Annotated in this window: 20 protein-coding genes and 1 pseudogene; 12 read left to right on the top strand and 9 right to left on the bottom strand. The window is 58.1% G+C overall.

The window, feature by feature from the left end; translation table 11 throughout:
- Positions 1–76: 76 nt before the first annotated feature.
- From ubiE to ACYASS_RS20675, 12 genes and pseudogenes are all read left to right on the top strand, one after another.
- Complete coding sequence (gene ubiE, locus ACYASS_RS20730) at positions 77–847, top strand: bifunctional demethylmenaquinone methyltransferase/2-methoxy-6-polyprenyl-1,4-benzoquinol methylase UbiE (RefSeq protein WP_463587639.1); 771 nt, start codon at positions 77–79, stop codon at positions 845–847.
- Positions 847–1470, top strand: coding sequence for a ubiquinone biosynthesis accessory factor UbiJ (locus ACYASS_RS20725; RefSeq protein WP_463587506.1), 624 nt, complete (start codon positions 847–849; stop codon positions 1468–1470). The genes ubiE and ACYASS_RS20725 overlap by 1 nt, the downstream gene beginning before the upstream one ends.
- A complete protein-coding gene (gene ubiB, locus ACYASS_RS20720; protein WP_463587505.1) occupies positions 1467–3086 on the top strand; it encodes a ubiquinone biosynthesis regulatory protein kinase UbiB in 1620 nt (539 codons plus the stop codon). The genes ACYASS_RS20725 and ubiB overlap by 4 nt, the downstream gene beginning before the upstream one ends.
- A gap of 68 nt (positions 3087–3154) precedes the next feature.
- Entirely contained in the window at positions 3155–3547 is a 393-nt protein-coding gene (hisI, locus tag ACYASS_RS20715) for a phosphoribosyl-AMP cyclohydrolase (RefSeq protein ID WP_122664129.1), read from the top strand.
- Between the two features lie 3 nt (positions 3548–3550).
- On the top strand, positions 3551–3883 hold the full coding sequence (locus ACYASS_RS20710) for a phosphoribosyl-ATP diphosphatase (RefSeq protein WP_122664128.1): 333 nt from the start codon (positions 3551–3553) through the stop codon (positions 3881–3883).
- Between the two features lie 40 nt (positions 3884–3923).
- Positions 3924–4196, top strand: a complete 273-nt coding sequence (locus ACYASS_RS20705; protein WP_027901648.1) for a twin-arginine translocase TatA/TatE family subunit — start codon at positions 3924–3926, stop codon at positions 4194–4196.
- Positions 4197–4206: 10 nt separating this feature from the next.
- Positions 4207–4698 (top strand): Sec-independent protein translocase protein TatB, encoded by a 492-nt coding sequence (gene tatB, locus ACYASS_RS20700; protein ID WP_463587504.1) that lies wholly within the window; start codon positions 4207–4209, stop codon positions 4696–4698.
- Positions 4695–5489 carry a twin-arginine translocase subunit TatC gene (gene tatC / locus ACYASS_RS20695; protein ID WP_111754659.1) on the top strand — a complete coding sequence of 265 codons (795 nt, stop codon included), beginning with the start codon at positions 4695–4697 and terminating at the stop codon, positions 5487–5489. Before tatB ends, tatC begins: the two co-directional genes overlap by 4 nt.
- The gene (locus ACYASS_RS20690; RefSeq protein ID WP_463587503.1) at positions 5486–6193 is read left to right on the top strand and encodes a 16S rRNA (uracil(1498)-N(3))-methyltransferase; all 708 of its coding nucleotides are present in this window, start codon (positions 5486–5488) and stop codon (positions 6191–6193) included. Before tatC ends, ACYASS_RS20690 begins: the two co-directional genes overlap by 4 nt.
- A 174-nt stretch (positions 6194–6367) precedes the next feature.
- A pseudogene (locus ACYASS_RS20685) lies at positions 6368–7426 on the top strand (methyl-accepting chemotaxis protein); the annotation flags it as partial.
- Positions 7418–8281, top strand: a complete 864-nt coding sequence (locus ACYASS_RS20680; RefSeq protein ID WP_463587638.1) for a methyl-accepting chemotaxis protein — start codon at positions 7418–7420, stop codon at positions 8279–8281. The pseudogene ACYASS_RS20685 and the gene ACYASS_RS20680, both read left to right, overlap by 9 nt.
- Before the next feature lie 420 nt (positions 8282–8701).
- Complete coding sequence (locus tag ACYASS_RS20675) at positions 8702–10645, top strand: methyl-accepting chemotaxis protein (RefSeq protein ID WP_463587502.1); 1944 nt, start codon at positions 8702–8704, stop codon at positions 10643–10645.
- A gap of 111 nt (positions 10646–10756) precedes the next feature.
- Here the strand turns inward: ACYASS_RS20675 and ACYASS_RS20670 are convergent, their stop codons facing one another.
- The 9 genes from ACYASS_RS20670 to bioF form a co-directional block, all read right to left on the bottom strand.
- Positions 10757–10918 (bottom strand): YqaE/Pmp3 family membrane protein, encoded by a 162-nt coding sequence (locus ACYASS_RS20670; protein WP_049826708.1) that lies wholly within the window; start codon positions 10916–10918, stop codon positions 10757–10759.
- Positions 10919–11296: 378 nt separating this feature from the next.
- On the bottom strand, positions 11297–13075 hold the full coding sequence (locus ACYASS_RS20665; protein WP_463587501.1) for an acyl-CoA dehydrogenase C-terminal domain-containing protein: 1779 nt from the start codon (positions 13073–13075) through the stop codon (positions 11297–11299).
- A gap of 283 nt (positions 13076–13358) precedes the next feature.
- A complete protein-coding gene (locus ACYASS_RS20660; RefSeq protein ID WP_463587500.1) occupies positions 13359–14651 on the bottom strand; it encodes a GGDEF domain-containing protein in 1293 nt (430 codons plus the stop codon).
- Positions 14652–15063: 412 nt separating this feature from the next.
- Positions 15064–16869: a phenylacyl-CoA dehydrogenase gene (locus ACYASS_RS20655; RefSeq protein WP_243244226.1), complete on the bottom strand. Its 1806-nt coding sequence runs from the start codon at positions 16867–16869 to the stop codon at positions 15064–15066.
- A 376-nt stretch (positions 16870–17245) separates the two neighbouring features.
- Entirely contained in the window at positions 17246–17542 is a 297-nt protein-coding gene (locus ACYASS_RS20650) for a pyrroloquinoline quinone biosynthesis protein PqqE (RefSeq protein WP_122664119.1), read from the bottom strand.
- A 292-nt stretch (positions 17543–17834) separates the two neighbouring features.
- Positions 17835–18515: a dethiobiotin synthase gene (gene bioD, locus ACYASS_RS20645; RefSeq protein WP_243244345.1), complete on the bottom strand. Its 681-nt coding sequence runs from the start codon at positions 18513–18515 to the stop codon at positions 17835–17837.
- Between the two features lie 28 nt (positions 18516–18543).
- Positions 18544–19356: a malonyl-ACP O-methyltransferase BioC gene (gene bioC, locus ACYASS_RS20640; protein WP_463587499.1), complete on the bottom strand. Its 813-nt coding sequence runs from the start codon at positions 19354–19356 to the stop codon at positions 18544–18546.
- Complete coding sequence (locus tag ACYASS_RS20635) at positions 19349–20080, bottom strand: alpha/beta fold hydrolase (RefSeq protein ID WP_463587498.1); 732 nt, start codon at positions 20078–20080, stop codon at positions 19349–19351. The genes bioC and ACYASS_RS20635 overlap by 8 nt, the downstream gene beginning before the upstream one ends.
- The gene (gene bioF, locus ACYASS_RS20630; RefSeq protein WP_463587497.1) at positions 20073–21263 is read right to left on the bottom strand and encodes an 8-amino-7-oxononanoate synthase; all 1191 of its coding nucleotides are present in this window, start codon (positions 21261–21263) and stop codon (positions 20073–20075) included. Before bioF ends, ACYASS_RS20635 begins: the two co-directional genes overlap by 8 nt.
- Between the last annotated feature and the right edge of the window lie 145 nt (positions 21264–21408).

Raw genomic sequence — 21408 nt, 5'->3', positions numbered from 1 at the left:
GTTGGCGGTGAGCCTTGTCAAGACAAAGCCAGCCACGGCGATTAGAATGGCAACACTTTATTCCGGTGAACGCGATATGAATGATCCGCGCAAAGGCAGCGATGCCGAACCTACTACTCACTTCGGCTACAAAAACGTGCCGGAAAGCCAGAAGGCCGAGAAAGTTGCGGAGGTGTTCCACTCCGTCGCAGCCAAGTACGACCTGATGAACGACCTGCTCTCCGGCGGCATGCATCGCCTCTGGAAGCGCTTCGCAATCGAACTCTCCGGCGTTCGCACCGGCAACCGTGTGCTGGATATCGCGGGCGGTACAGGCGACCTGACCAAGAAGTTTGCCCACCTTGTTGGCCCTACCGGCGAAGTGGTGCTGGCTGACATCAACGCGTCCATGCTCAAGGTCGGTCGCGACCGTCTGCTGGACCTGGGCGTGGCAGGCAACGTCAAATTTGTTCAGGCCGACGCTGAAAAGCTGCCGTTCCCTGACAACCATTTCGACTGCGTGACCATCGCTTTCGGCCTGCGTAACGTCACTCACAAGGAAGATGCGCTGCGCTCGATGCTGCGCGTACTCAAGCCGGGCGGTCGCCTGCTGGTGCTGGAGTTCTCCAAGCCGACCAACAAGCTGATGTCCAAGGCTTATGACGCTTACTCCTTCGCGTTCATGCCGCTGATGGGCAAGCTGGTCACCAATGACTCGGAAAGCTATCGCTATCTGGCCGAGTCGATCCGCATGCACCCGAATCAGGAAACCCTGAAGTCGATGATGGTCGAAGCCGGTTTTGACCGCGTGACCTACCACAACATGACCGCAGGCGTCGTGGCACTGCATCGCGGCATCAAACCCTGATGTTGCTTAGCGGCTTGCTCGCCAGCGTCGAGCACGGCATCAACCGCGTGTTGCGTCTGGACAGCACCGCATTGCCACGCCTTGAGCGTCTGTCGGGCAAAGTGATTGCGGTGGATTGCCGTAACCCGTCGCTGAAGCTGTTCATCATGCCCAGCGATGAAGGCCTGCTGCTGGCCTCCCACTGGGAGGTCGAGGCCGATTGCACACTGCGCGCGCCTGCGGCCAGCCTGATGAGGCTGGCTGTGAGCCAGGACAAGAGCGCGGTGCTGCATGGTCCCGATGTCGAACTGGACGGCGACAGTGGCGTGTTACTGGAACTGGTCGGCATCCTTCAGGATCTCGAACTGGACTGGGAGTACGAGCTGTCCCGCTGGCTCGGCCCGGTAGCCACTACCTTGCTGGGTGATCACCTGCGCAGCCGCGCACGCTGGAGCAAAGACAGCTTTACCAACCTCAGCCAGAGCCTTGCGGACTATTTGAACGAAGAGTCGCGCACGCTGGTGGGGAAACACGAAGCTGAAGCACGTTTTGCCGAACTAGACCGGATCAAACTTGATCTGGAACGCCTTGAGGCGCGCTTTGAGCGTCTCGCCCAATCCTCTGACTCCAGCGATAACGCATGAAGCTGCTTGCCGTCCGCCGTTTGTTTCGTATCCAGCGTGTCGTGATCCGCTACCGTCTCGATGACTTGCTGTTCGCTCTGCCGCTGCCCTGGTGGATGAAAGCCACGCGTTTCGTCATGCCGTGGCGCTTGCTGCCGCGCAATAACGCCGAGTTGCCTAGAGGGGCGCGCCTGCGTCTGGCGCTGCAGGACCTTGGTCCTATCTTCATCAAGTTCGGGCAAATACTGTCTACCCGCCGCGACCTGCTGCCCGAGGACATCGCCGACGAACTGATGCTGTTGCAGGATCGCGTTCCGCCGTTCGACCCACAAGTGGCGATCAAACTGATCGAGGAACAACTGGGTGCGAAAATCAGTGAGGTGTTCAGTCGTTTCGACGTAACACCGCTGGCCTCGGCTTCGGTGGCGCAGGTCCACGCGGCGCGCCTGAAGACGGGCGAAGAAGTCGTTGTCAAAGTTGTGCGGCCGGGCCTCAAGCCGGTCATTGGCCAGGACCTCGCCTGGCTATTCATTCTGGCCCGTACCGCTGAGCGAATGTCCGCTGACGCCCGTCTGCTGCACCCGGTCGACGTGGTTGCCGACTACGAGAAGACTATCTACGACGAACTGGACTTGCTCCGCGAGGCGGCCAACTCAAGCCAGTTGCGACGCAATTTCGAAGGCTCGGAACTGCTTTACGTGCCTCAGGTGTACTGGGACTGGTGCCGCCCGAAAGTCCTGGTCATGGAGCGCATCTACGGGATTCAGGTCAACGATCTGGCCACCCTGGCGGATCAGCGCACCGACATGAAGTTGCTGGCCGAACGCGGCGTGGAGATTTTTTTCACCCAGGTATTCCGCGACAGCTTCTTCCACGCCGACATGCACCCCGGCAATATTTTCGTCAGCACAGTCAACCCGTGGAGCCCGCAATACATCGCTATCGATTGCGGGATCGTCGGCAGCCTGACACCGGAAGATCAGGATTATCTGGCCCGTAACCTGTTTGCCTTCTTCAAACGCGATTATCGTCGCGTTGCCCAGTTGCACATCGATTCGGGTTGGGTGCCAGCAGAAACCAAACTCAACGAGTTTGAAGCCGCGATTCGTACCGTATGCGAGCCGATCTTCGAGAAGCCACTCAAGGATATTTCCTTCGGTCAGGTGCTGATGCGTCTGTTCCAGACGGCCCGGCGCTTCAACATGGAAGTCCAGCCGCAACTGGTCCTGTTGCAGAAGACCCTGTTGAATATCGAAGGCCTGGGCCGTCAGTTGTATCCGGATCTGGATCTGTGGAGCACCGCGCAGCCGTTTCTGGAGCGCTGGATGCGTGAACGCGTCAGCCCGAAAACATTGTTCGGCAATCTGCAATCTCAGGTCGAGCAAATACCTCACCTGGCCAACATGACTCGCGACCTGCTGGAGCGCATGTCGCAACCGCACAAGGCCGATCCGCCGCCGCCCTGGCGCGAGCGCGGTGATGGCTGGGCGTTGCGCTTGCTGGGTTCGGCGCTGCTGGGCGGCGGTGCGGTAATGGCCTCGACGCTGTTCGCTGAAGGCACTGCACTGGTGGCGCCGATCGCCTGGCCCGCCTGGATCATGCTGGTGGCGGGCCTGTATCTGGTCATCCGCCGATAGCCAGCAGCGCTGGCCGCTGGCACACTGTTGAATCCGCCGAGGCCTGAAGCCCGGCTGCCGGAGTAGATATGAAAGACTGGCTGGACGAAATCAAGTGGGACAGCGACGGTCTGGTGCCTGCCATTGCTCAGGATCACAAGACCGGGCGCGTTCTGATGATGGCCTGGATGAACCGTGAGGCCCTCAGCCTTACCGCCGCAGAGAATCGTGCAATCTATTGGTCGCGTTCGCGTGGCAAACTCTGGCGTAAAGGCGAAGAATCGGGACATGTGCAGAAGCTTCATGAACTGCGTCTGGACTGCGATGCCGATGTGATCATCCTGATGGTTGAGCAGATTGGCGGCATTGCCTGCCATACCGGGCGCGAAAGCTGCTTCTACCGCGTCTATGAAGACGCCACCTGGAAGACCGTTGAACCGGTTCTGAAAGATCCTGAAGCTATTTATCACGCAGGACACTGAAACATGACTGATACCTTGACCCGCCTGGCCGAAGTGCTGGAGTCGCGCAAAGGTGCCGCTGCCGACAGCTCTTACGTCGCCAGCCTGTATCACAAGGGACTGAACAAGATTCTGGAAAAGGTCGGCGAAGAGTCGGTCGAAACCATCATTGCCGCCAAGGATGCCGCTGTCAGCGGCGATTGCAGCGATGTCATCTACGAAACCGCTGACCTCTGGTTCCACAGCATGGTGATGCTTGCGTCACTCGGTCAGCATCCACAGGCAGTGCTCGATGAACTGGACCGTCGTTTCGGCTTGTCCGGGCATGCGGAAAAAGCCGCACGCACCGCTGACTGACTTTCACTTTCGAGCTTGAAATTTCTACGAGGATTGCTTCATGGGTATTTTTGACTGGAAACACTGGATCGTCATTCTGGTTGTCGTGGTACTGGTGTTCGGCACCAAGAAGCTCAAGGGTCTGGGCAGCGATGTCGGTGAGTCGATCAAGGGCTTTCGTAAAGCCATGAACGATGATGAGAAGCCTGCCGAGCAACCGCCGGTGCAACCTCAGCAACCGCCGCAAGCTGCGCCACAGGGCTCGCCCCTGAACCAGCCGCACACCATCGACGCGCAAGCGCATAAAGTCGAAGAGCCAATCCGCAAAGACTAGGTCGTATTGAATGTTTGGTATCAGCTTCTCTGAACTGCTGCTGGTCGGTCTCGTCGCCCTGTTGGTGCTTGGCCCCGAGCGTCTGCCGGGCGCTGCGCGTACCGCCGGCCTGTGGATCGGTCGGCTCAAGCGCAGTTTCAATGCGATCAAACAGGAAGTTGAACGCGAAATAGGCGCCGATGAAATCCGTCGGCAACTGCATAACGAGCACATCCTGTCGCTGGAAGAAGAAGCGCGCAAGATCATGTCTCCGCAGCAGCAGCCGGCCAATCCGCCTCCGGCAACTGAGCAGACGCCTGCTGAGCCGGTGGTTTCGACCATCCCGAACACGCCGTCTGTGACACCTGCCGCTGATCTGGGTCCGGCTGCTCCGGCGGGCACTACGCCCGCTGCTGAACCGACGCCCCATGTCGAGACTGAACCTGCGCACGTGTCGCCAGCAGCGCCATTACCCAACGCATCTTCCGCCAACGATTCGTCACTGCCACCGCGAGCCCCATGAGCGATATTCCGGAAAACGACCAGCAAATGCCGCTGGTCTCGCACCTCACAGAACTCCGTTCGCGCCTGCTGAAATGCGTACTGGCGATTTTCGTGATCTTCGCCTGCCTGTTTTACTTCACCCAGAAGATCTACACCTTCGTTTCGGCGCCGCTCCGGGTTTTCCTGCCCGAAGGTGCAACGATGATCGCCACCGATGTGGCCTCGCCGTTCATCACGCCGTTCAAGCTGACCATGATGGTGGCGCTGTTCCTGGCCATGCCGGTGATCCTGCATCAGATCTGGGGCTTTATCGCACCAGGCCTGTACAAGCATGAGAAGCGCGTCGCGGTACCGCTTCTGGTGTCGAGCATCATCCTGTTCTATTCGGGCATGGCCTTCGCTTATTACTTGGTCTTCCCGCTGATATTCCACTTCTTCGCCAGCGTGACGCCGGAAGGCGTTTCGATGATGACGGACATCGCCAGTTATCTGGACTTCGTCATGACGCTGTTCTTTGCGTTCGGTGTGGCGTTCGAGATTCCAGTAGCCGTCGTGCTGCTGGTGTGGATCGGCATCGTTGACGTGAAGTACCTGAAAAAGATCCGCCCTTACGTGATCATCGGTTGCTTCGTGGTCGGTATGATCCTGACACCACCGGACATCTTCTCCCAGACACTGCTGGCTGTGCCGATGTGGCTGCTGTTCGAGATTGGGGTGTTGTGCAGTTCGCTGATCACCAAACGCGGCGATCATGCCGATGATCAGCCCGAACAAGACAAGCAAGACCAGCCGCCCGCGACTCAGCCGTGAACCTGCTGCTTCTCGAAGACGCCGATTTTGTTGCGGCTGACCGGGTCGTACTGCGCGACCGGCGCCTCAAGCACATGCAAGAGGTGCATCGCGCAGCAGTCGGCGACACCTTGCGCGTAGGCCGTATTGACGGCCTGCTGGGCAGCGCCGAACTGCTGCGACTCGAAGCACATGAAGCCGAGTTGCGCGTTACCCTCGACAGCGCCCCGCCCGCCAAACTCCCGCTAACCCTGTTATTGGCCCTGCCCCGCCCGAAAATGCTGCGTCGGGTGTTTCAGACGGTTGCGACCATGGGGGTGCCCAAGGTCATTCTGCTCAACAGTTATCGTGTGGAAAAAAGCTTCTGGCAGACGCCATTCCTTGAACCTCAAGCTATTCGCGAGCAACTGATTCTCGGCCTTGAACAAGCACGCGACAGTGTGTTGCCCGAGATTATTATCGAAAAGCGCTTCAAACCGTTTGTCGAGGATCGCCTGCCACAACTGGCCCAAGGCACGTTGGGTCTGGTCGGACATCCCGGCACCTTCCCCGCCTGCCCACGCGCTGTAACCGGGCAAGTCACCCTGGCCATTGGCCCCGAGGGCGGCTGGATTCCCTATGAAATTGACCTGCTCAGCAAAGCAGGCCTGCAACCGGTGCAACTCGGCGACCGCATCCTGCGGGTTGAAACGGCGGTGACTGCGTTGTTGGCCCGGTTGTTCTGATAGACAGCAAACACTTTTGTAGACGCTGCCCTTTGCCTTTCGCATAGCACTAGCGCGAGGTAAACGCGACCTCTGTAGGAGTGACCATAACGTTCCGCCCTTCAGTTCGACTTCTCCCTGCCGATGCAGGTTGTAGGAAAATACCTATAACAAGTTCATCCCAAGGAGTTCCGCATGGGTTTGCTCGGCAAAAGTCTCGGCAATATGAGCGTCCGTCTAAAACTCGGGTTTGGTTTCGGCCTGGTTTTACTGTTGACCGCATTGATCACAGTGACCGGCTGGCTCAGCGTCGGAGCACTGATCGAACGTGGCGACAAGCTAGGAGCGATCGCGGATGTCGCCAACCAAACCATGGAGCTGCGTATCCGTCGCCTGGTCTATGAGCGTCAGTACGATGCTGAAGCTGCTGCAGCCATGAATGCCACCCTCGATAAAGTCGACGCCAGCATCAAGAAAGCGCGCGGCATGGTCGTCAGCCTCGATAGCCAGCAGTGGCTGGAAGAGCAGCAACAATCGGCCAATGACTATCGCAAAACGTTCAACGAAATGATCAAGGCCATCACCGCTCGTGAAGCCAGCCGGAGCTTGATGGGGGATGCGGCCGACAGAGCTGTTGTCGAAATCGACAAAATCGAAGCAGCTTTGCTGCAGGGTGACAGTATTGTGCAGTTCAACGATGCCGTCGGAGTCAGCAAACTGATCCAGCAAGCCCGCTTTCAGGTCCGGGGCTACACCTACAGCGGTAAACCGGAGTTCGAAAAGAACGCCAGAGCCGCCATCGATGAAGCGCTGGTCGGTATCAATACGCTGGCAGGCAGCATCCCGTCGACCTACTTGTCGGGCCTGCAGGGCGCAACAGCCGGTTTGAAAGCCTATCAGTCAGCGGTGGATCAATACCGCGACGCACAGGCCGCCAGTAAAGAAGCGCTGGCAATCATGACCAAAGAAGGTACGGACCTGCTCGACCTGAGCGCAAAACTTAACGGTGACCAGTACAAGAAGCGCGAAGCGGAGAGTTCAAAAGCCAAATCGACCCTGACGCTGGTCACCGTGCTGGCCCTGCTGTTCGGCGCAATCGCGGCCTGGATCATCACCCGTCAGATCGTCGTTCCATTGCTGCAGACCCTGAACATTGTCGAGCGCGTTGCCAACGGCGACTTGAGTCATGACCTGATCGTTGATCGCCGCGACGAGATGGGTCAGTTGCAAACCAGCATTCAGCGCATGACCGTCAACCTGCGCCAGTTGATCAGCGGGATTCTCGACGGGGTGACCCAGATTGCCAGCGCGGCAGAAGAGCTATCTGCAGTGACGGAGCAAACCAGCGCCGGGGTGAACAGCCAGAAAGTCGAGACCGATCAAGTGGCCACCGCGATGCACGAAATGACCGCCACTGTGCAGGAAGTCGCGCGTAACGCCGAGGAAGCATCTGAAGCGGCCGTCGCAGCCGATCAGCAGGCTCGTGAAGGTGATCGCGTGGTTAACGAAGCGATAACCCAAATCGAACGTCTGGCCTCGGAAGTGGGCAACTCTACCGAAGCGATGAACGAGCTCAAGCGCGAAAGCGACAAGATTGGCAGCGTGCTGGATGTGATCAAGTCGGTGGCACAACAGACCAACCTGCTTGCCCTCAACGCCGCAATCGAAGCCGCGCGTGCCGGTGAAGCCGGACGTGGTTTCGCAGTGGTCGCTGACGAAGTGCGCAGCCTCGCCCAGCGCACTCAGAAGTCCACTGAAGAGATTGAGCAACTGATTGCAGGCCTGCAGAGTGGCACACAGCAAGTAGCGACCATCATGGATAACAGCCGGGAACTGACCGTCAGCAGCGTGGAGTTAACGCGCCGGGCCGGTAGCTCGCTGGAAAACATCACCAAGACCGTTTCGGCGATACAGGCGATGAACCAGCAAATTGCCGCTGCCGCAGAAGAGCAAAGCGCTACCGCCGAAGAGATCAATCGCAGCATTCTTAACGTGCGCGACGTTTCCGAGCAAACCTCAGCAGCCAGCGAAGAAACCGCAGCGTCCAGTGTTGAACTGGCGCGGCTGGGTAATCATTTGCAGGTGATGGTGAGCAAGTTCAAGGTTTAACAGCTCAGAATCATCTGTAGGAGCTGCCGAAGGCTGCGATAGCGGAGTGTCAGGATAAGCGCTTCGCAGCCTTCGGAAGCGCTTTCGAACAAATTACAACTTACTGAATAAGTGAGGTTTTTGTGTTGGAGCGAGGCCTGCCCGCGAACCAGTCGACTCGATAGGCCAAATGCACCGCGTTATCGTTCTTCGCGGGCAAGCCTCGCTCCAACAGATCCCATGTTTGCCGCGAGACAGCGGGGAGACATAGACACCGGGGCAGCTCCGACATAAACCGTGTAACCCCATTCACACACTCCACTCAGAATCCCCCTACGACCTGCTCAGGTCGCGCTCTTCTTTCTCCAGCCGATGCGCTGACAACGTAGGCCCTGGCTATCCAGGTGCCTACCTGTTTCGCACATTTGCAGGAGCTTCCCGATGTTTCGATGGATCAATCACACACTTGGCAATGCCAGCGTGAGACTCAAGTTATCGCTGGGTTTCGGTCTGGTACTGATGCTCACGATGGCCATCACCCTGACGGGCTGGCATGGCCTGGACACCATGATCGAGCGCTCGGAGTCCCTGACTTCCATCGGGCTGCTGAGCAACATGACCAAAGACTTGCGGACTGACCGCATCATCTATCGCCAGAAAAACAGCTCTGAAAATGCGAACAAGGTGGTCAATCAGCTCAATGGGCTAGAGAGCCATCTGGCCACCTTGCGGAAAGAAACCGACGACAGTACCAGCGTTAACTTACTGACCGGGCAAAGCAAAATCGTATCCGACATGGAGCACACCTTCACGACGCTCAGTGAAGAGAACCACCGGCGAGACCTGTCCCGAACCCAGCTTGAGCAACAATCGGAACAAGCGGTGCAGGCCGTTGCGCTGGTTGAGAGTGAAGTGCTCAAAGCGGTTAGCCAGGAACAGGACAATGGCGAAAGGCTGGAAGAGTTCACCAACATCTCACAACTCAAACAGCAGATTCAGAATGCTCGCTTTCAGGTGCAGGCCTACACCTTCACTGCGCACGAGGCCTACGAAACAGCAGCTATCGCGGCTATCGACGAATCATTGAAAGAGGTGCAGCAGATTGGCCAGGATCAGGCCGACGCCAGCCTGAAAGGCTTGCAACCGGCTAAAGAGGCGCTTGAGCGCTATCGTGCTCAGCTCACTCAGTTCAAGGACAGCCAGGTCAAAGTGGAAGCCGCTCAGGAAACGCTCGAAGACCTCGGTGACAAAATGCTGAGCAGTGTCGCCGAACTGCTTGCCCTGCAAAGCCAGCAACGCGACACAGAAGCCGGCGCCTCACGCACCACACTCAGCAGCGTTGCAGCAATGGCCATGCTGCTTGGCTTGCTTGCCGCGTGGGTCATGACGCAACAGATTATCGCGCCGCTGCGCGAAACTCTGGCGGCCGCAGAAAGAATCGCCAAGGGCGACTTGAGCAAAGACCTGCAGGTCCAGCGCAAAGACGAAATGGGACAACTGCAAGGCAGCATGCAGGCCATGACGATGAGCTTGCGACAGTTAATCAGCGGGATTAGCCAGGGCGTCGCGCAGATTACCGATGCGGCGCAGCAACTGTCTGCCGTGACCGAACAGACCAGCATCGGGGTCAACAGTCAGAAAGACGAGACCGATCAGGTGGCCGCAGCCATGAACGAAATGACCGCTACCGTGCATGAAGTGGCGCGCAGTGCTCAAGACGCCTCTCAAGCAGCCGCGCAAGCCGACCAGCAGGCCCGGGAAGGTGACCAGGTCGTCGGGCAGGCCATCGGGCAAATTGAGCAGTTGGCAGAGGAGGTCAAGAAATCGACTCAGGCCATGAATCTGCTGAAGCTGGAAAGCGACAAAATCGGTGGTGTGCTGGATGTCATTAAATCAGTCTCGCAGCAAACCAACCTGCTGGCGCTTAACGCCGCCATCGAGGCCGCGCGAGCCGGGGAAGCGGGACGGGGCTTTGCCGTGGTTGCCGATGAAGTTCGCGGTCTGGCGCAACGCACCCAGCAGTCCACCGAGGAAATCGAAGACTTGATCGCAGCACTGCAGAGCGGCACTCAACAAGTGGCCACGACACTGGACAACAGCCGCAGCCTGACCGACAACAGCGTGCAGTTGAGCCGCCGCGCGGGTAACGCGCTGGAGCAGATCACCCGCACCGTATCGACCATTCAGGACATGAACCAACAGATCGCCACCGCCAGCGAAGAACAAAGCGCGGTGGCCGAGCAGATCAACCGCAATATCATCAGTGTCAGGGATGTTTCAGAGCAGACGGCTGCGGCAAGCGATCAAACAGCCGCGTCCAGCGTCGAGCTGGCGCGCTTGGGCACGCATTTGCAGGGAATGGTGGCGAAGTTTCGGGTGGGCTAGCGCGTTTATCTGTTGGAGCGAGGCGTGCCCGCGAAGAACGATAACGCGGCGTTTCAGGCACACCGAGGCGATAGATTCGCGGGCAAGCCTCGCTCCAACATGTTCAGCGAATCACTTACGGCTGGCGATGATGTACACAGCGTGGATGATGCCGGGGAAGTAGCCAAGGATCGTCAGCAGGATGTTCAGCCAGAACGCGCCAGCGAAACCGACTTGCATGAAGACGCCCACGGGCGGCAGCAGAATTGCGAAAATGATGCGAATAATGTCCATGGGTTAACTCCAGATTAAATGGCTCTCGTAAGCCACACAGCGAATGGACCCATGGGTGATGAAAGAGGTTCCATTTTGATCTGGCAACAAGCCATTACCTAACGTAACTGGGTGCCTCAACGGTATCGATCAAGCCCGCAGCTTGCCTGCAGTTAAATCGCCCCCAATAAGAAAACCCCGCCTAGGCGGGGTTTTGCAGACTGTTTCCCTGACATCCATTTCTCCCCACCATCCTGGCAGGCATCCTTACGTGTCCGTGTTATTTGTTGCGCTTCCTGCGCTACGTCCGTGGAACAAAGATTAACTTTGGATCCATTACAGCGATAGAGGCAAAACAGCACCACGCACTGTAAGCAAATGCTTACAAAGCTTCTGTCGTCAAAATTGCGCCGCGTCCAGCAGGAACAGCGACTCACTTCCCGCCTTGACCGACGCGCTCAACGAGTGGATACGTGGCAGCAAGCGAGCGAAGTAGAAACGCGCAGTACCCAGCTTGCTGGCGTAGAAATCTTCCTGAGCTTCCTTACCCAGCGCGGCTTTTGCCATCATCGCCCACAGGTAAGCGTAAGTGGTGTAGCCAAATACATGCAGGTACTCGACTGAAGCTGCGCCGATCTCCTGAGGATTATTGCGGGCGCGATCGAGAACCCAGTGAGTCAACTCGTCCAGCGTGTCGAGTGCCGCACCCAATGGCTTGGTGAACTCACTCAACGACGCATCAGAGCCAGCGATGAAGCCACGGACCTCATCAGCAAACAGCGTGTAATACGCCCCACCACTGCCCACGATCTTGCGACCGACCAGATCCAGAGCCTGAATGCCGTTAGTGCCTTCGTAAATCTGGGTGATGCGCACATCACGCACCAATTGCTCCTGGCCCCACTCACGAATATAGCCATGGCCGCCAAACACCTGTTGACCGTGAATGGTCGTTTCCAGCCCCATGTCGGTCAGAAATGCCTTGGCCACTGGTGTCAACAACGCCACCAGCTCATCAGCTCGCTGCCGCGCAATTTCGTCTTCGCTGAATTTGGCGATATCCAGCTGCATGGCCACGTAAGTGGAGAACGCACGGCCGCCTTCGTTGAGTGCCTTCATGGTCAGCAACATGCGCCGGACATCAGGGTGCACGATGATCGGGTCAGCCATTTTTTCGGGCTGTTGAGCGCCCGTCGGTGAACGGCTTTGCAGACGATCACGAGCATATTCAATAGCGTTCTGATAAGAGCGCTCGCCGGAGGCCAGGCCCTGGATACCGACACCAAGGCGCTCGTAGTTCATCATGGTGAACATCGCCGCCAGGCCTTTGTTCGGCTCACCGATCAGATAACCCGTCGCTTCATCGAAGTTCATCACGCAGGTTGCTGAAGCCTGGATACCCATCTTGTGCTCGATAGAGCCGCAGCTCACGGTATTACGCGCGCCCAGGCTGCCATCGGCATTGACCATGAACTTGGGCACCAGGAACAGCGAGATGCCTTTAGGCCCTGCAGGAGCATCCGGCAGCTTGGCCAACACCAGATGGATGATGTTCTCGGTCAGGTCGTGCTCGCCACCGGTGATGAAAATCTTCGTACCGCTGACTTTGTACGAACCATCGGCCTGAGGCTCGGCTTTCGTACGAATAATGCCCAGATCAGTACCGGCATGCGCTTCAGTCAGGCACATCGAGCCAGACCAGGCGCCGGAGTACATATTGGGCAGGTACGTCGCCTTGAGTTCTTCGGTGGCGTGGGTATTGATCGAAACACATGCCCCCGAAGTCAGCATCGGATACAGACCAAAGGCCAGGCTTGCCGAATTGAGCATCTCCTCGACCTGAGCCGAAACTGCTTTGGGCATGCCCATGCCGCCGAAATCAGGATTACCGCCAACGCCTACCCAGCCGCCTTCGGCATAGGTTTGATAGGCCTGTGGAAATCCAGTGGGGGTGGTGACGGCAGTATCGTTCCAGCTGCAGCCTTGTTCATCACCATTGCGGCTCAGCGGCGCGATGCTCTTGCTGGTGACTTTGCCTGCTTCCTCCAGGATCGCTTCGACTGTCTCGGCATCAACGGTTTCGGCCAGCGCTGGCAACTGCGCCCAAAGCTTCGAGACGTCGAAGACTTCATTAAGTACGAAACGCATATCGCGCAGCGGCGCTTTGTAGTCAGCCATGGCAAACCTCACGGGAACAGGAGCGGAACGTCTGGAGTAGAGTAATCGCGCAGAAAACACACGAAATCAAGATCGATGGGACGAGTGTACTCGAACACCGAGAGCGACACATAGGGTCGATTTGTGACTTTATTATATGATCTGGTCACTAAAGAGTAACCGTAGGAGCACGCTTGCCCGTGTTAGATTTTGATCTCAGTGCTGATTAGGCGCCCAAGCGAAAGCATCGCGGGCAAGCGCGCTCCTACACATCTGCAAGAAAAGGGTTGCCAGGAATTAAAGCCTAAGCTGCTGCGGTCCGCACAGCACCGCGCTTGGTGCTCTGCCCGTGAGACATGACGCAGTTACGCCCCGCACTTTTGGCCGCATACAACGCCTGGTCGGCGGCTTTGAGGACTTCTTCGGGGGTACGGTGCTCCGGCAGCCGCTCGGCAACACCAATGCTGACGGTCACCGACACGCTGGTCGCGGGCCCTGCACCTCGACGCTGACGACCTTGCTGATCGTCTTTTGGACGGTTATCCGGATTGCGTAACTGGATTTCATAGTTGGCGATCACTTCGCGAATGGCTTCCAGATGCGGAATACATTCCTCGATGGATTTTGCCGCAAAGACAATGGCGAATTCCTCACCGCCGTAGCGATAAGCCTTGCCGCCGCCATTAGTGATCTTCGACAGTTTGCTGGCCACCAGACGCAGCACCTGATCACCTACGTCATGGCCGTGGGTATCGTTGAATTTCTTGAAATGATCGACGTCGCTCATCGCCAGGACGTAATTACGCCCCAGACGCTGCATGCGCTCATTGAGAGCCCGACGCCCGGGCAAGCCGGTCAGTTCGTCGCGGAACGCCATTTGATAGGCCTCATGGGCAACACCGGCGGCAATCATCAACATCACCTGACTGCACATGATGTTCAGGGTGAACGGCAAAATGAACGTTTTCGGCAGCGCCCAGAATAACCCCAGCAACCCGATCAACTGCGCGGCATGCAACGGCCGAGGCTTGCGAACGTATTGCGCAATCAACAGGCCGAAGGCAATCAGGAAGGACAGATAAGACAGCTGAATCAGGCTCATCCACGAGCCATGCAACGCTGGCCAACGGATTTCCGCCAGCGAAGCGAGCAATGCCGCGGGGTAGCTCTGCTCAAGCCCCAGCGCAACCGCGCCGACAGCGACCAACACCGCAAGCCGCGCTATCAGGTCTTGAACCAGATGAGTTCGCTCCTCCCACGCGGCGTAAACGCCATAAAGCAGCGGCAATAGCAGACACACCAGGTGGAACACCACAGCCGCGTCTTCACGAACAACGCCGTTGTCGCGGAAATAATCGGTCTGGGTATCGAGCAGAAAGTAAGCGGTATACACGGTGATCATCAAGAACAGCTCGCGCTGACGCCGATAGACACAGCAATACGCGCCGCCCAGCAGAAGAACCAGCGTAGGCAGCACGTTGAACAGGGACGTGAAGAACACGTTCAAGTCTTTGACATAGGCGGCCGCCAGCCCCGCAAGCAATAAAAATAGCGACGGCAAAAAATGACTCAAACGTGCAGCAGAAGAACGCAACAAAAGGGATGTCTCCTACCCATCACAGGGTAAAGAACTCAGTAGCTGGCATTGTGCCTTCATCCGCTCGGATATGCATTCAGAAGAACTAAATAGCAGGCTACTTTCTTTAACGGCAGGATCCCGGAAATGTTTATTGGCAGGAGATGAAGATCGCGTGACGGCAGCGAAATGCCATACCTGACACACCGCCTCGCGAACAAGTTCGCTCCTACCCGTAATCCCTGCCTCATCCGGATTTGCTTTGCGCAGGACCCGAATGGGCGATGACATCACCGGTAGGAGCGAACTTGTTCGCGAACAGCCATACCTGACACATCGCCTCGCGAACAAGTTCGCTCCTACCGGGATCCGCTCCCCAAAAAAAAGCCGCTTCCCCCGAAGGAGAAGCGGCTTTGAGTGAAACCGGCGAGGCTTAGTAAGCCAGGCCGAAATCCTCTTCTTTCATGTCCATCAGGTTGTTGGCACCCGACAGCATGGCGGCAACGTGCGAACGGGTACGTGGCAGGATGCGCTGGAAGTAGAAACGCGCAGTCTGCAGCTTGGCGGTATAGAACGCCTCTTCGCTGGTACCGGCAGCCAGTTTTTCGGAAGCCACACGTGCCATGTCAGCCCAGAAGTACGCCAGGCAGGCATAACCGGAATACATCAGGTAGTCCACCGAGGCGGCACCGACTTCTTCACGATCTTTCATGGCGGCCATGCCCACTTTCATGGTCAGTTCGCCCCATTCCTTGTTCAAAGCTGCGAGCGGAGTGATGAACTCCTGAACCGCTTCGGCGCCTTCGTTGTTCTGGCAGAACTTGTGGACGATCTTAGTGAAGCCCTTGAGCGCCTCGCCTTGAGTCATCAGCACTTTACGACCCAACAGGTCCAGCGCCTGAATACCGGTGGTGCCTTCGTACAGCATCGAAATACGGCTGTCGCGAACGTTCTGCTCCATGCCCCACTCGGCAATGAAACCGTGTCCACCGTAGATTTGTACACCGTGGTTAGCGGACTCAAAGCCCACTTCAGTCATGAACGCCTTGGCAATCGGCGTCATGAATGCCAACAGCGCGTCAGCCTGCTTCTTGTGCTCAGCGTCTTCACTGTACTTGGCGATATCCACCTGTTTGGCGGTGAAGTACACCATGGCGCGGGTGCCTTCAGAGAACGCCTTCATGGTCAGCAGCATGCGCCGCACATCGGGGTGAACGATGATCGGGTCAGCAGCCTTGTCCGGCGCTTTCGGGCCAGTCAGGGAACGCATTTGCAGACGATCACGTGCGTATTTCAGACCACCCTGGAAACCGATTTCAGCGTGGGCCAGACCTTGCAGTGCGGTACCCAGACGCGCGGTGTTCATGAAGGTGAACATGCAGTTGAGGCCCTTGTTCGCAGGACCGATCAGGAAGCCAGTAGCCGCGTCGAAGTTCATCACACAGGTCGCGTTGCCGTGGATGCCCATCTTGTGTTCCAGAGAACCACAGGTCACGGCGTTGCGCTCGCCAACGCTGCCGTCAGCGTTTGGCAGGAATTTCGGCACGATGAACAGCGAGATGCCTTTGGTACCCGCTGGAGCGTCCGGAAGGCGCGCCAATACGATGTGGACGATGTTGTCGGCCATGTCGTGTTCGCCAGCCGAGATAAAGATTTTGGTGCCGGTAACCCGGTACGAGCCATCAGCCTGTGGTTCGGCCTTGGTACGCAACATGCCCAGGTCGGTGCCGCAGTGGGATTCGGTCAGGCACATGGTGCCGGTCCATTCGCCCGAAACCAGCTTGGTCAGATATTGGTGCTGCTGCTCTTCGGTACCGTGCTCGGAAATGGTGTTCATCGCACCATGAGACAAGCCTGGATACATGCCCCACGACCAGTTGGCCTCGCCAACCATTTCACTGACCGCAAGGCCCAGCGATTCCGGCAAGCCCTGACCGCCGTGCTCAACGTCGTGGGCCAGACTTGGCCAGCCGCCTTCGACGAATTGCTTGTAAGCCTCTTTGAACCCGCTCGGCGTCTTCACGCCTGACTCGCTCCAGGTACAACCTTCCAGATCACCAACACGATTCAGCGGTGCCAGCACCTGCTCACAAAACTTGGCGCCTTCTTCAAGAATGGCGTCGACCATATCTGGAGTAGCGTCCTGGCAAGCCGGCAGACTTTGATAATGCGCTTCGTAGCCGAGCAGTTCGTCACGAACGAAGCGAATATCACGCAAGGGGGCCTTGTAGTCAGGCATAGCGATAAACCTCTGCTGATGAAACCTGGAAATGTGTGACCGATCGGTCGCTGCGGGAACGTTCCCCAACCACCGGACAATCTCGGATGCCTAGCGGTCAAACAGATGTTTGAAACATACGTTTACGCCCAAACCTTGTCAAGCATGCGTCCACAACCTTTCATTTTCAGATGGTTTGCAGGGCGTACAGATTCAGGCGTGCAGCGCAGCACAAGCCGTTCGTCGATGGCGTGAGTCTAGTTCAGAGAGGCGAATTTGCAGAGGTGGGGCAGAGGAAATAGAAGCGGGTGATAGCAGGAAATTCAGCGCGTGCCGTGCGAAGATCGCACGGCAAAGGAGAGTTACAAAGGAGGGATGAATCAGGCGCAGGTATCAATCAGGCGTAAGTATCAATCAAAGTGCCGAGCATTTCGTCGCTGGCTTTTTGCACGGCTACACCGGCTTCAACCTGGTTTTTGCCAGAGGCCATCTCAACCAGATTAGCGGACAGATCTGAACGCTGAGAGCGATCAACCGAACGCAGGTTTTCCAGCTGGAAGTCCGAAGACTGGCTTCTGCCGGAGACTTCAATATTGCTGCTGGCGATTTGAGTAGCCGCCTGATCGACACGCGACTGCCCAACTTCCATAGCGCTAAGGCCTGGATACAGCGTGTTGTTCATGGTGATTTGCATAAATCGATCCTCTGTTCGTAAAGCGAACACGGGCTTATTTAAGCAGTAAACCCGGTGAAACACCCGACAAAAAGACTAATGGCACAAAGCCTCTTCATAGGCTTAGTCTTTCTGGCCTGGCCAGTTTACTGTTTCGGCCTGCACTACATTGATCATTTTTTGTGCAGTGGCGCACATTCTAGCCACACCGATTCCCGGTAGGAGCCATCGGAGGTTACGACGGTCGCGAAGCGGTGGGTCAGACAGACCGCAATCGCGGCCTTCGGCTGCTCCTGCATAAACCACGCAGCGATCAATCCAGCAACTCCAGATGCAGATACTCCGCCACCGCGTCAGCGCCTGCTTTCTTCAATTTAGGGACGCGCCCCAGACACGGCGCAGGCAATCGCTCAGCAAGGGTCGCCAGATTCTCTTCAAGCCGTGAGGTTTTCGGATCGATGATATTGGCCACCCACCCCGCCAACTGCAGCCCATCTGCAGCGATGGCCTCGGCAGTCAGCAACGCATGACTGATACACCCCAGCCGCACGCCGACGACAAGAATCACGGGCAATTGCAGGCCGATGGCCAAATCCGACAGATTGGCCTGATCCGCCAAGGGTACGCGCCAGCCGCCCGCGCCTTCGATCAGGGTGAAATCGGCATTGCGGGCCAGTAATAAACGCATCGGGCCGAGCAGCGCCTGCACCGTCAAGGCGACACCCGCCTCACGGGCGGCCAGATGGGGCGCGATGGCGGGCTCGAAGGCAAACGGGTTGACCTCGTCATAACCCAACTTCACAGAACTCTCGGCCATCAGTGCAAGAGCGTCCGGGTTACGCAGCCCGTCAGGGCCAACCGCACAGCCCGAAGCCACCGGCTTGCCTGCAAGGGTACTCAATCCACTGGATCGGGCAGCCTGTAGCAGCCCCGCAGCGATGGTGGTTTTACCGACATCGGTGTCGGTGCCTGCGATGAAGTACGCACGGCTCATCTCGGCAATCCCTTTTGACATGAAGAACTCAGACGGTTTTTTCCAGCACCGCGTAGACGACCTGGTAGGTCGCCGGTAAACCTTGTGGCTGACGATAACCTTCGTACGCCTCAATCAAGGCTAGTAGCCGTGCGCGTCCGGTCAAACCGCCTGGGCGTCCCGGGTTCAGATTGTGTGCACCCAAAGCCTTCAACTCGTGAGTGAGGCTGCGCAGATCCGGGTAGTACAAAACATGAGGCCTGACCTCAATGGAGCGCACGCGCATACCACTCGCTGCGCACAGCCGACGGTATTCCTCGAGTTGCCGGAAGCGATTGACGTGAACCATACCGTCGACCGCCTGCCAGCTGTCGCGTAGCTCATAAAGTGTGCCGACACACAGACTGGCAAAAGCGAATACTCCACCGGGCTGCAGCACCCGACGGGCTTCCCCCAGCACCGCAGCAAAATCCGCGCACCACTGCACCGCGAGGCTGGAGAAAATCAGCCCGAAATGCTCATCCCGCAGCGGCATGCGCTCTGCATCGCCAACCACAAAATGTTCAGCGCCACCGAGCGGCCGTGCATGGCGCAACATGCCTTCGGCAATGTCCAGCGCAACCCCTTCGGTACCGTCATACGCCTCGGCCAGTGCCCGGCTGAAATAGCCGGTGCCACTGCCAAGATCCAGCCAGCGAGCGGGTTTAAGCTCGGCAGGGAGACGTGAAAACAGTTCGCCGCCCACCGCGCGCTGCAACTCGGCAACGCTGTCATAGCTGCCCGCTGCACGGGAAAAAGATGCAGCCACCTGGCGTTTATCTGGCAAACCGCCTGGCAGCCGTGGATTGGAAAGATCAGTCATCACCGGACTCATGAAGAAACGCGTGGATCGCCGCCGCGACACCGTGAGGATTTTCCAGCAGGAAGGCGTGGCTGGCCTGCTCGATCAGCCCCACCTCCACGTCGGGTAAAAGCGCCAGCAGATCGCTCGCAGCTTCGGCCGGAACAAAGGCATCCAGTCCTGCGAACAGGTGCAACTGCGGCCCCCGAAATGTTTGCAACGCGCTACGGGTATCGAGTTGCTCCAGCAATTGCAGGCCATGCACCAACGAGTTGACCGGGCCATGTGGCGCGCCAGCCTTGAGCAGGCGTGAAATCGCACGTGGATCCTCAGCACCTTGCGCGCACAGCAGACTGAAGCGCTTCACGGTCGCGTCAGGATGATCGATGCACCCGGTCAGAAACGCATCGAAATCTCCGGCAGGCATTGCATTGGGCCAGGCGCCGCGAGGCACGAAACTGGCGTTGCTGGCCAGCGTCACCAAGCCACAGCAACGCTCACCCCGACGCGCCGCCAACTCTGCCGCGAGCATGCCGCCCAGCGACCAGCCACCCAGCCAGGCGTCATCGGGTAACGTCGAATCCAGTTCATCGAGCCATTCGCGAGGGTCGCTGCTGTCCAGATCTGGCAACGGCTCGATTTCCACCCGCAAATGATCATCCAGGCCACGCAACGCAGCGGCCAAAGGCTCCAGAGGCGAGATACCCAAGCCCCAACCCGGTAACAGAATCAACCGATCACGCATGCTCTGGCTCCGCCTGTTCGCTCATGCCCAGCAGCGGGTAACACTGCGCCAATGCATTCAACAATAGCTGCACTTGTGCGGTGCTGTGTGCGGCGGATAACGTCACGCGCAGTCTCGCGCTGCCTACGGGTACGGTAGGAGGACGAATCGCGGTCACCAGAAGACCGTGTTCACGCAGCATTTCCGAAAGTCGCAGCGCCTGCCCGGCATCGCCAATAAGGATCGGCTGGATCGGCGTGAAGCTGTCCATCAGCGTCAGGCCAATCTGTTCGGCCCCGGCGCGAAACTGCGCGATGAGTTGCGTCAGGTGTTCACGACGCCAATGCTCGGTGCGCAGCAGCTCAAGGCTTTTCAGGGTTGCGCAAGCCAGCGCGGGCGGCTGACTGGTCGTGTAGATGTAGGGGCGGGCAAACTGAATCATGGTTTCGATCAACTCGTCGCTGCCAGCCACGAAGGCCCCGGATGTGCCGAACGCCTTGCCCAGCGTGCCGATCAATACCGGCACCTCATTGATGCCTAGACCGAAGTGTTCGACGATGCCCCCGCCATTGGCTCCCAAGGGGCCGAAACCATGAGCGTCATCGACCATCAGCCAGGCGCCTTTGGCTTTCGCGGTTTGGGCCAACGTCGGCAAATCGGCGATGTCGCCGTCCATGCTGAACACGCCATCAGTAACCACCAGCGTATCGCCAACGGCTTTCTCCAGACGTGAACTCAAACTCTGGGCATCGTTGTGCAGATACCGGGAAAAGCGGGCGCCGCTGAGCAAACCGGCATCCAGCAGTGACGCGTGATTGAGCCGGTCCTCGAGGACGGTATCGCCCTGCCCCACCAACGCAGTAACGGCACCAAGATTGGCCATGTAACCATTGGAGAACAGCAGCGCACGCGGGCGCCCGGTGAGCTCGGCCAGCGCTTCCTCCAGTTCGTGATGCGGGCTGCTATGACCAATCACCAGATGCGAAGAACCGCCGCCAACACCCCACTTGTCAGCACCGGCCTGCCAGGCGGCGATAATCTCGGGATGATTGGCCAGCCCCAGGTAATCGTTATTACAGAACGCCAGCAACGGCTTGCCGTCGACCACCACTTCGGGTCCTTGCGGGCTTTGCAACAAGGGGCGCTGGCGGTAGAGGTTGTCAGCGCGCCGGGAAGCCAGACGTGCGCTCAGATCGAAAGACATGGGGGGGCCTCAAGGAGGGAAACTGTCTGGAGATCCATGTGGGAGCGGGGGGGGGGGGCCGGGGGGTGGGGCGCCAAAAACGGGGCCAGCGCCACCCCCACCCCCACCCCCCCCCCCAGACTAATAGGGGGGAGACACCACGGGT

This window comes from Pseudomonas sp. HP_14, from assembly GCF_055283875.1.
The sequence above is the reverse complement of the archived record's forward strand: the minus strand, read 5'-3'. Positions and strand labels throughout refer to the sequence as shown.

What these genes read in the sequence shown, in the direction of transcription:
- ACYASS_RS20650 (WP_122664119.1), bottom strand. Translation starts at nt 17,542, where the DNA reads ATGCAAATCACCATGAACAACACGCTGTATCCAGGCCTTAGCGCTATG.
- hisI (WP_122664129.1), top strand. Translation starts at nt 3,155, where the DNA reads ATGAAAGACTGGCTGGACGAAATCAAGTGGGACAGCGACGGTCTGGTG.
- ACYASS_RS20705 (WP_027901648.1), top strand. Translation starts at nt 3,924, where the DNA reads ATGGGTATTTTTGACTGGAAACACTGGATCGTCATTCTGGTTGTCGTG.
- tatB (WP_463587504.1), top strand. Translation starts at nt 4,207, where the DNA reads ATGTTTGGTATCAGCTTCTCTGAACTGCTGCTGGTCGGTCTCGTCGCC.
- bioD (WP_243244345.1), bottom strand. Translation starts at nt 18,515, where the DNA reads ATGAGCCGTGCGTACTTCATCGCAGGCACCGACACCGATGTCGGTAAA.
- bioC (WP_463587499.1), bottom strand. Translation starts at nt 19,356, where the DNA reads ATGACTGATCTTTCCAATCCACGGCTGCCAGGCGGTTTGCCAGATAAA.
- ACYASS_RS20655 (WP_243244226.1), bottom strand. Translation starts at nt 16,869, where the DNA reads ATGCCTGACTACAAGGCCCCCTTGCGTGATATTCGCTTCGTTCGTGAC.
- ACYASS_RS20725 (WP_463587506.1), top strand. Translation starts at nt 847, where the DNA reads ATGTTGCTTAGCGGCTTGCTCGCCAGCGTCGAGCACGGCATCAACCGC.
- ubiE (WP_463587639.1), top strand. Translation starts at nt 77, where the DNA reads ATGAATGATCCGCGCAAAGGCAGCGATGCCGAACCTACTACTCACTTC.
- ubiB (WP_463587505.1), top strand. Translation starts at nt 1,467, where the DNA reads ATGAAGCTGCTTGCCGTCCGCCGTTTGTTTCGTATCCAGCGTGTCGTG.
- ACYASS_RS20665 (WP_463587501.1), bottom strand. Translation starts at nt 13,075, where the DNA reads ATGGCTGACTACAAAGCGCCGCTGCGCGATATGCGTTTCGTACTTAAT.
- ACYASS_RS20710 (WP_122664128.1), top strand. Translation starts at nt 3,551, where the DNA reads ATGACTGATACCTTGACCCGCCTGGCCGAAGTGCTGGAGTCGCGCAAA.
- ACYASS_RS20675 (WP_463587502.1), top strand. Translation starts at nt 8,702, where the DNA reads ATGTTTCGATGGATCAATCACACACTTGGCAATGCCAGCGTGAGACTC.
- bioF (WP_463587497.1), bottom strand. Translation starts at nt 21,263, where the DNA reads ATGTCTTTCGATCTGAGCGCACGTCTGGCTTCCCGGCGCGCTGACAAC.
- ACYASS_RS20680 (WP_463587638.1), top strand. Translation starts at nt 7,418, where the DNA reads ATGACCGTCAACCTGCGCCAGTTGATCAGCGGGATTCTCGACGGGGTG.
- tatC (WP_111754659.1), top strand. Translation starts at nt 4,695, where the DNA reads ATGAGCGATATTCCGGAAAACGACCAGCAAATGCCGCTGGTCTCGCAC.
- ACYASS_RS20670 (WP_049826708.1), bottom strand. Translation starts at nt 10,918, where the DNA reads ATGGACATTATTCGCATCATTTTCGCAATTCTGCTGCCGCCCGTGGGC.
- ACYASS_RS20635 (WP_463587498.1), bottom strand. Translation starts at nt 20,080, where the DNA reads ATGCGTGATCGGTTGATTCTGTTACCGGGTTGGGGCTTGGGTATCTCG.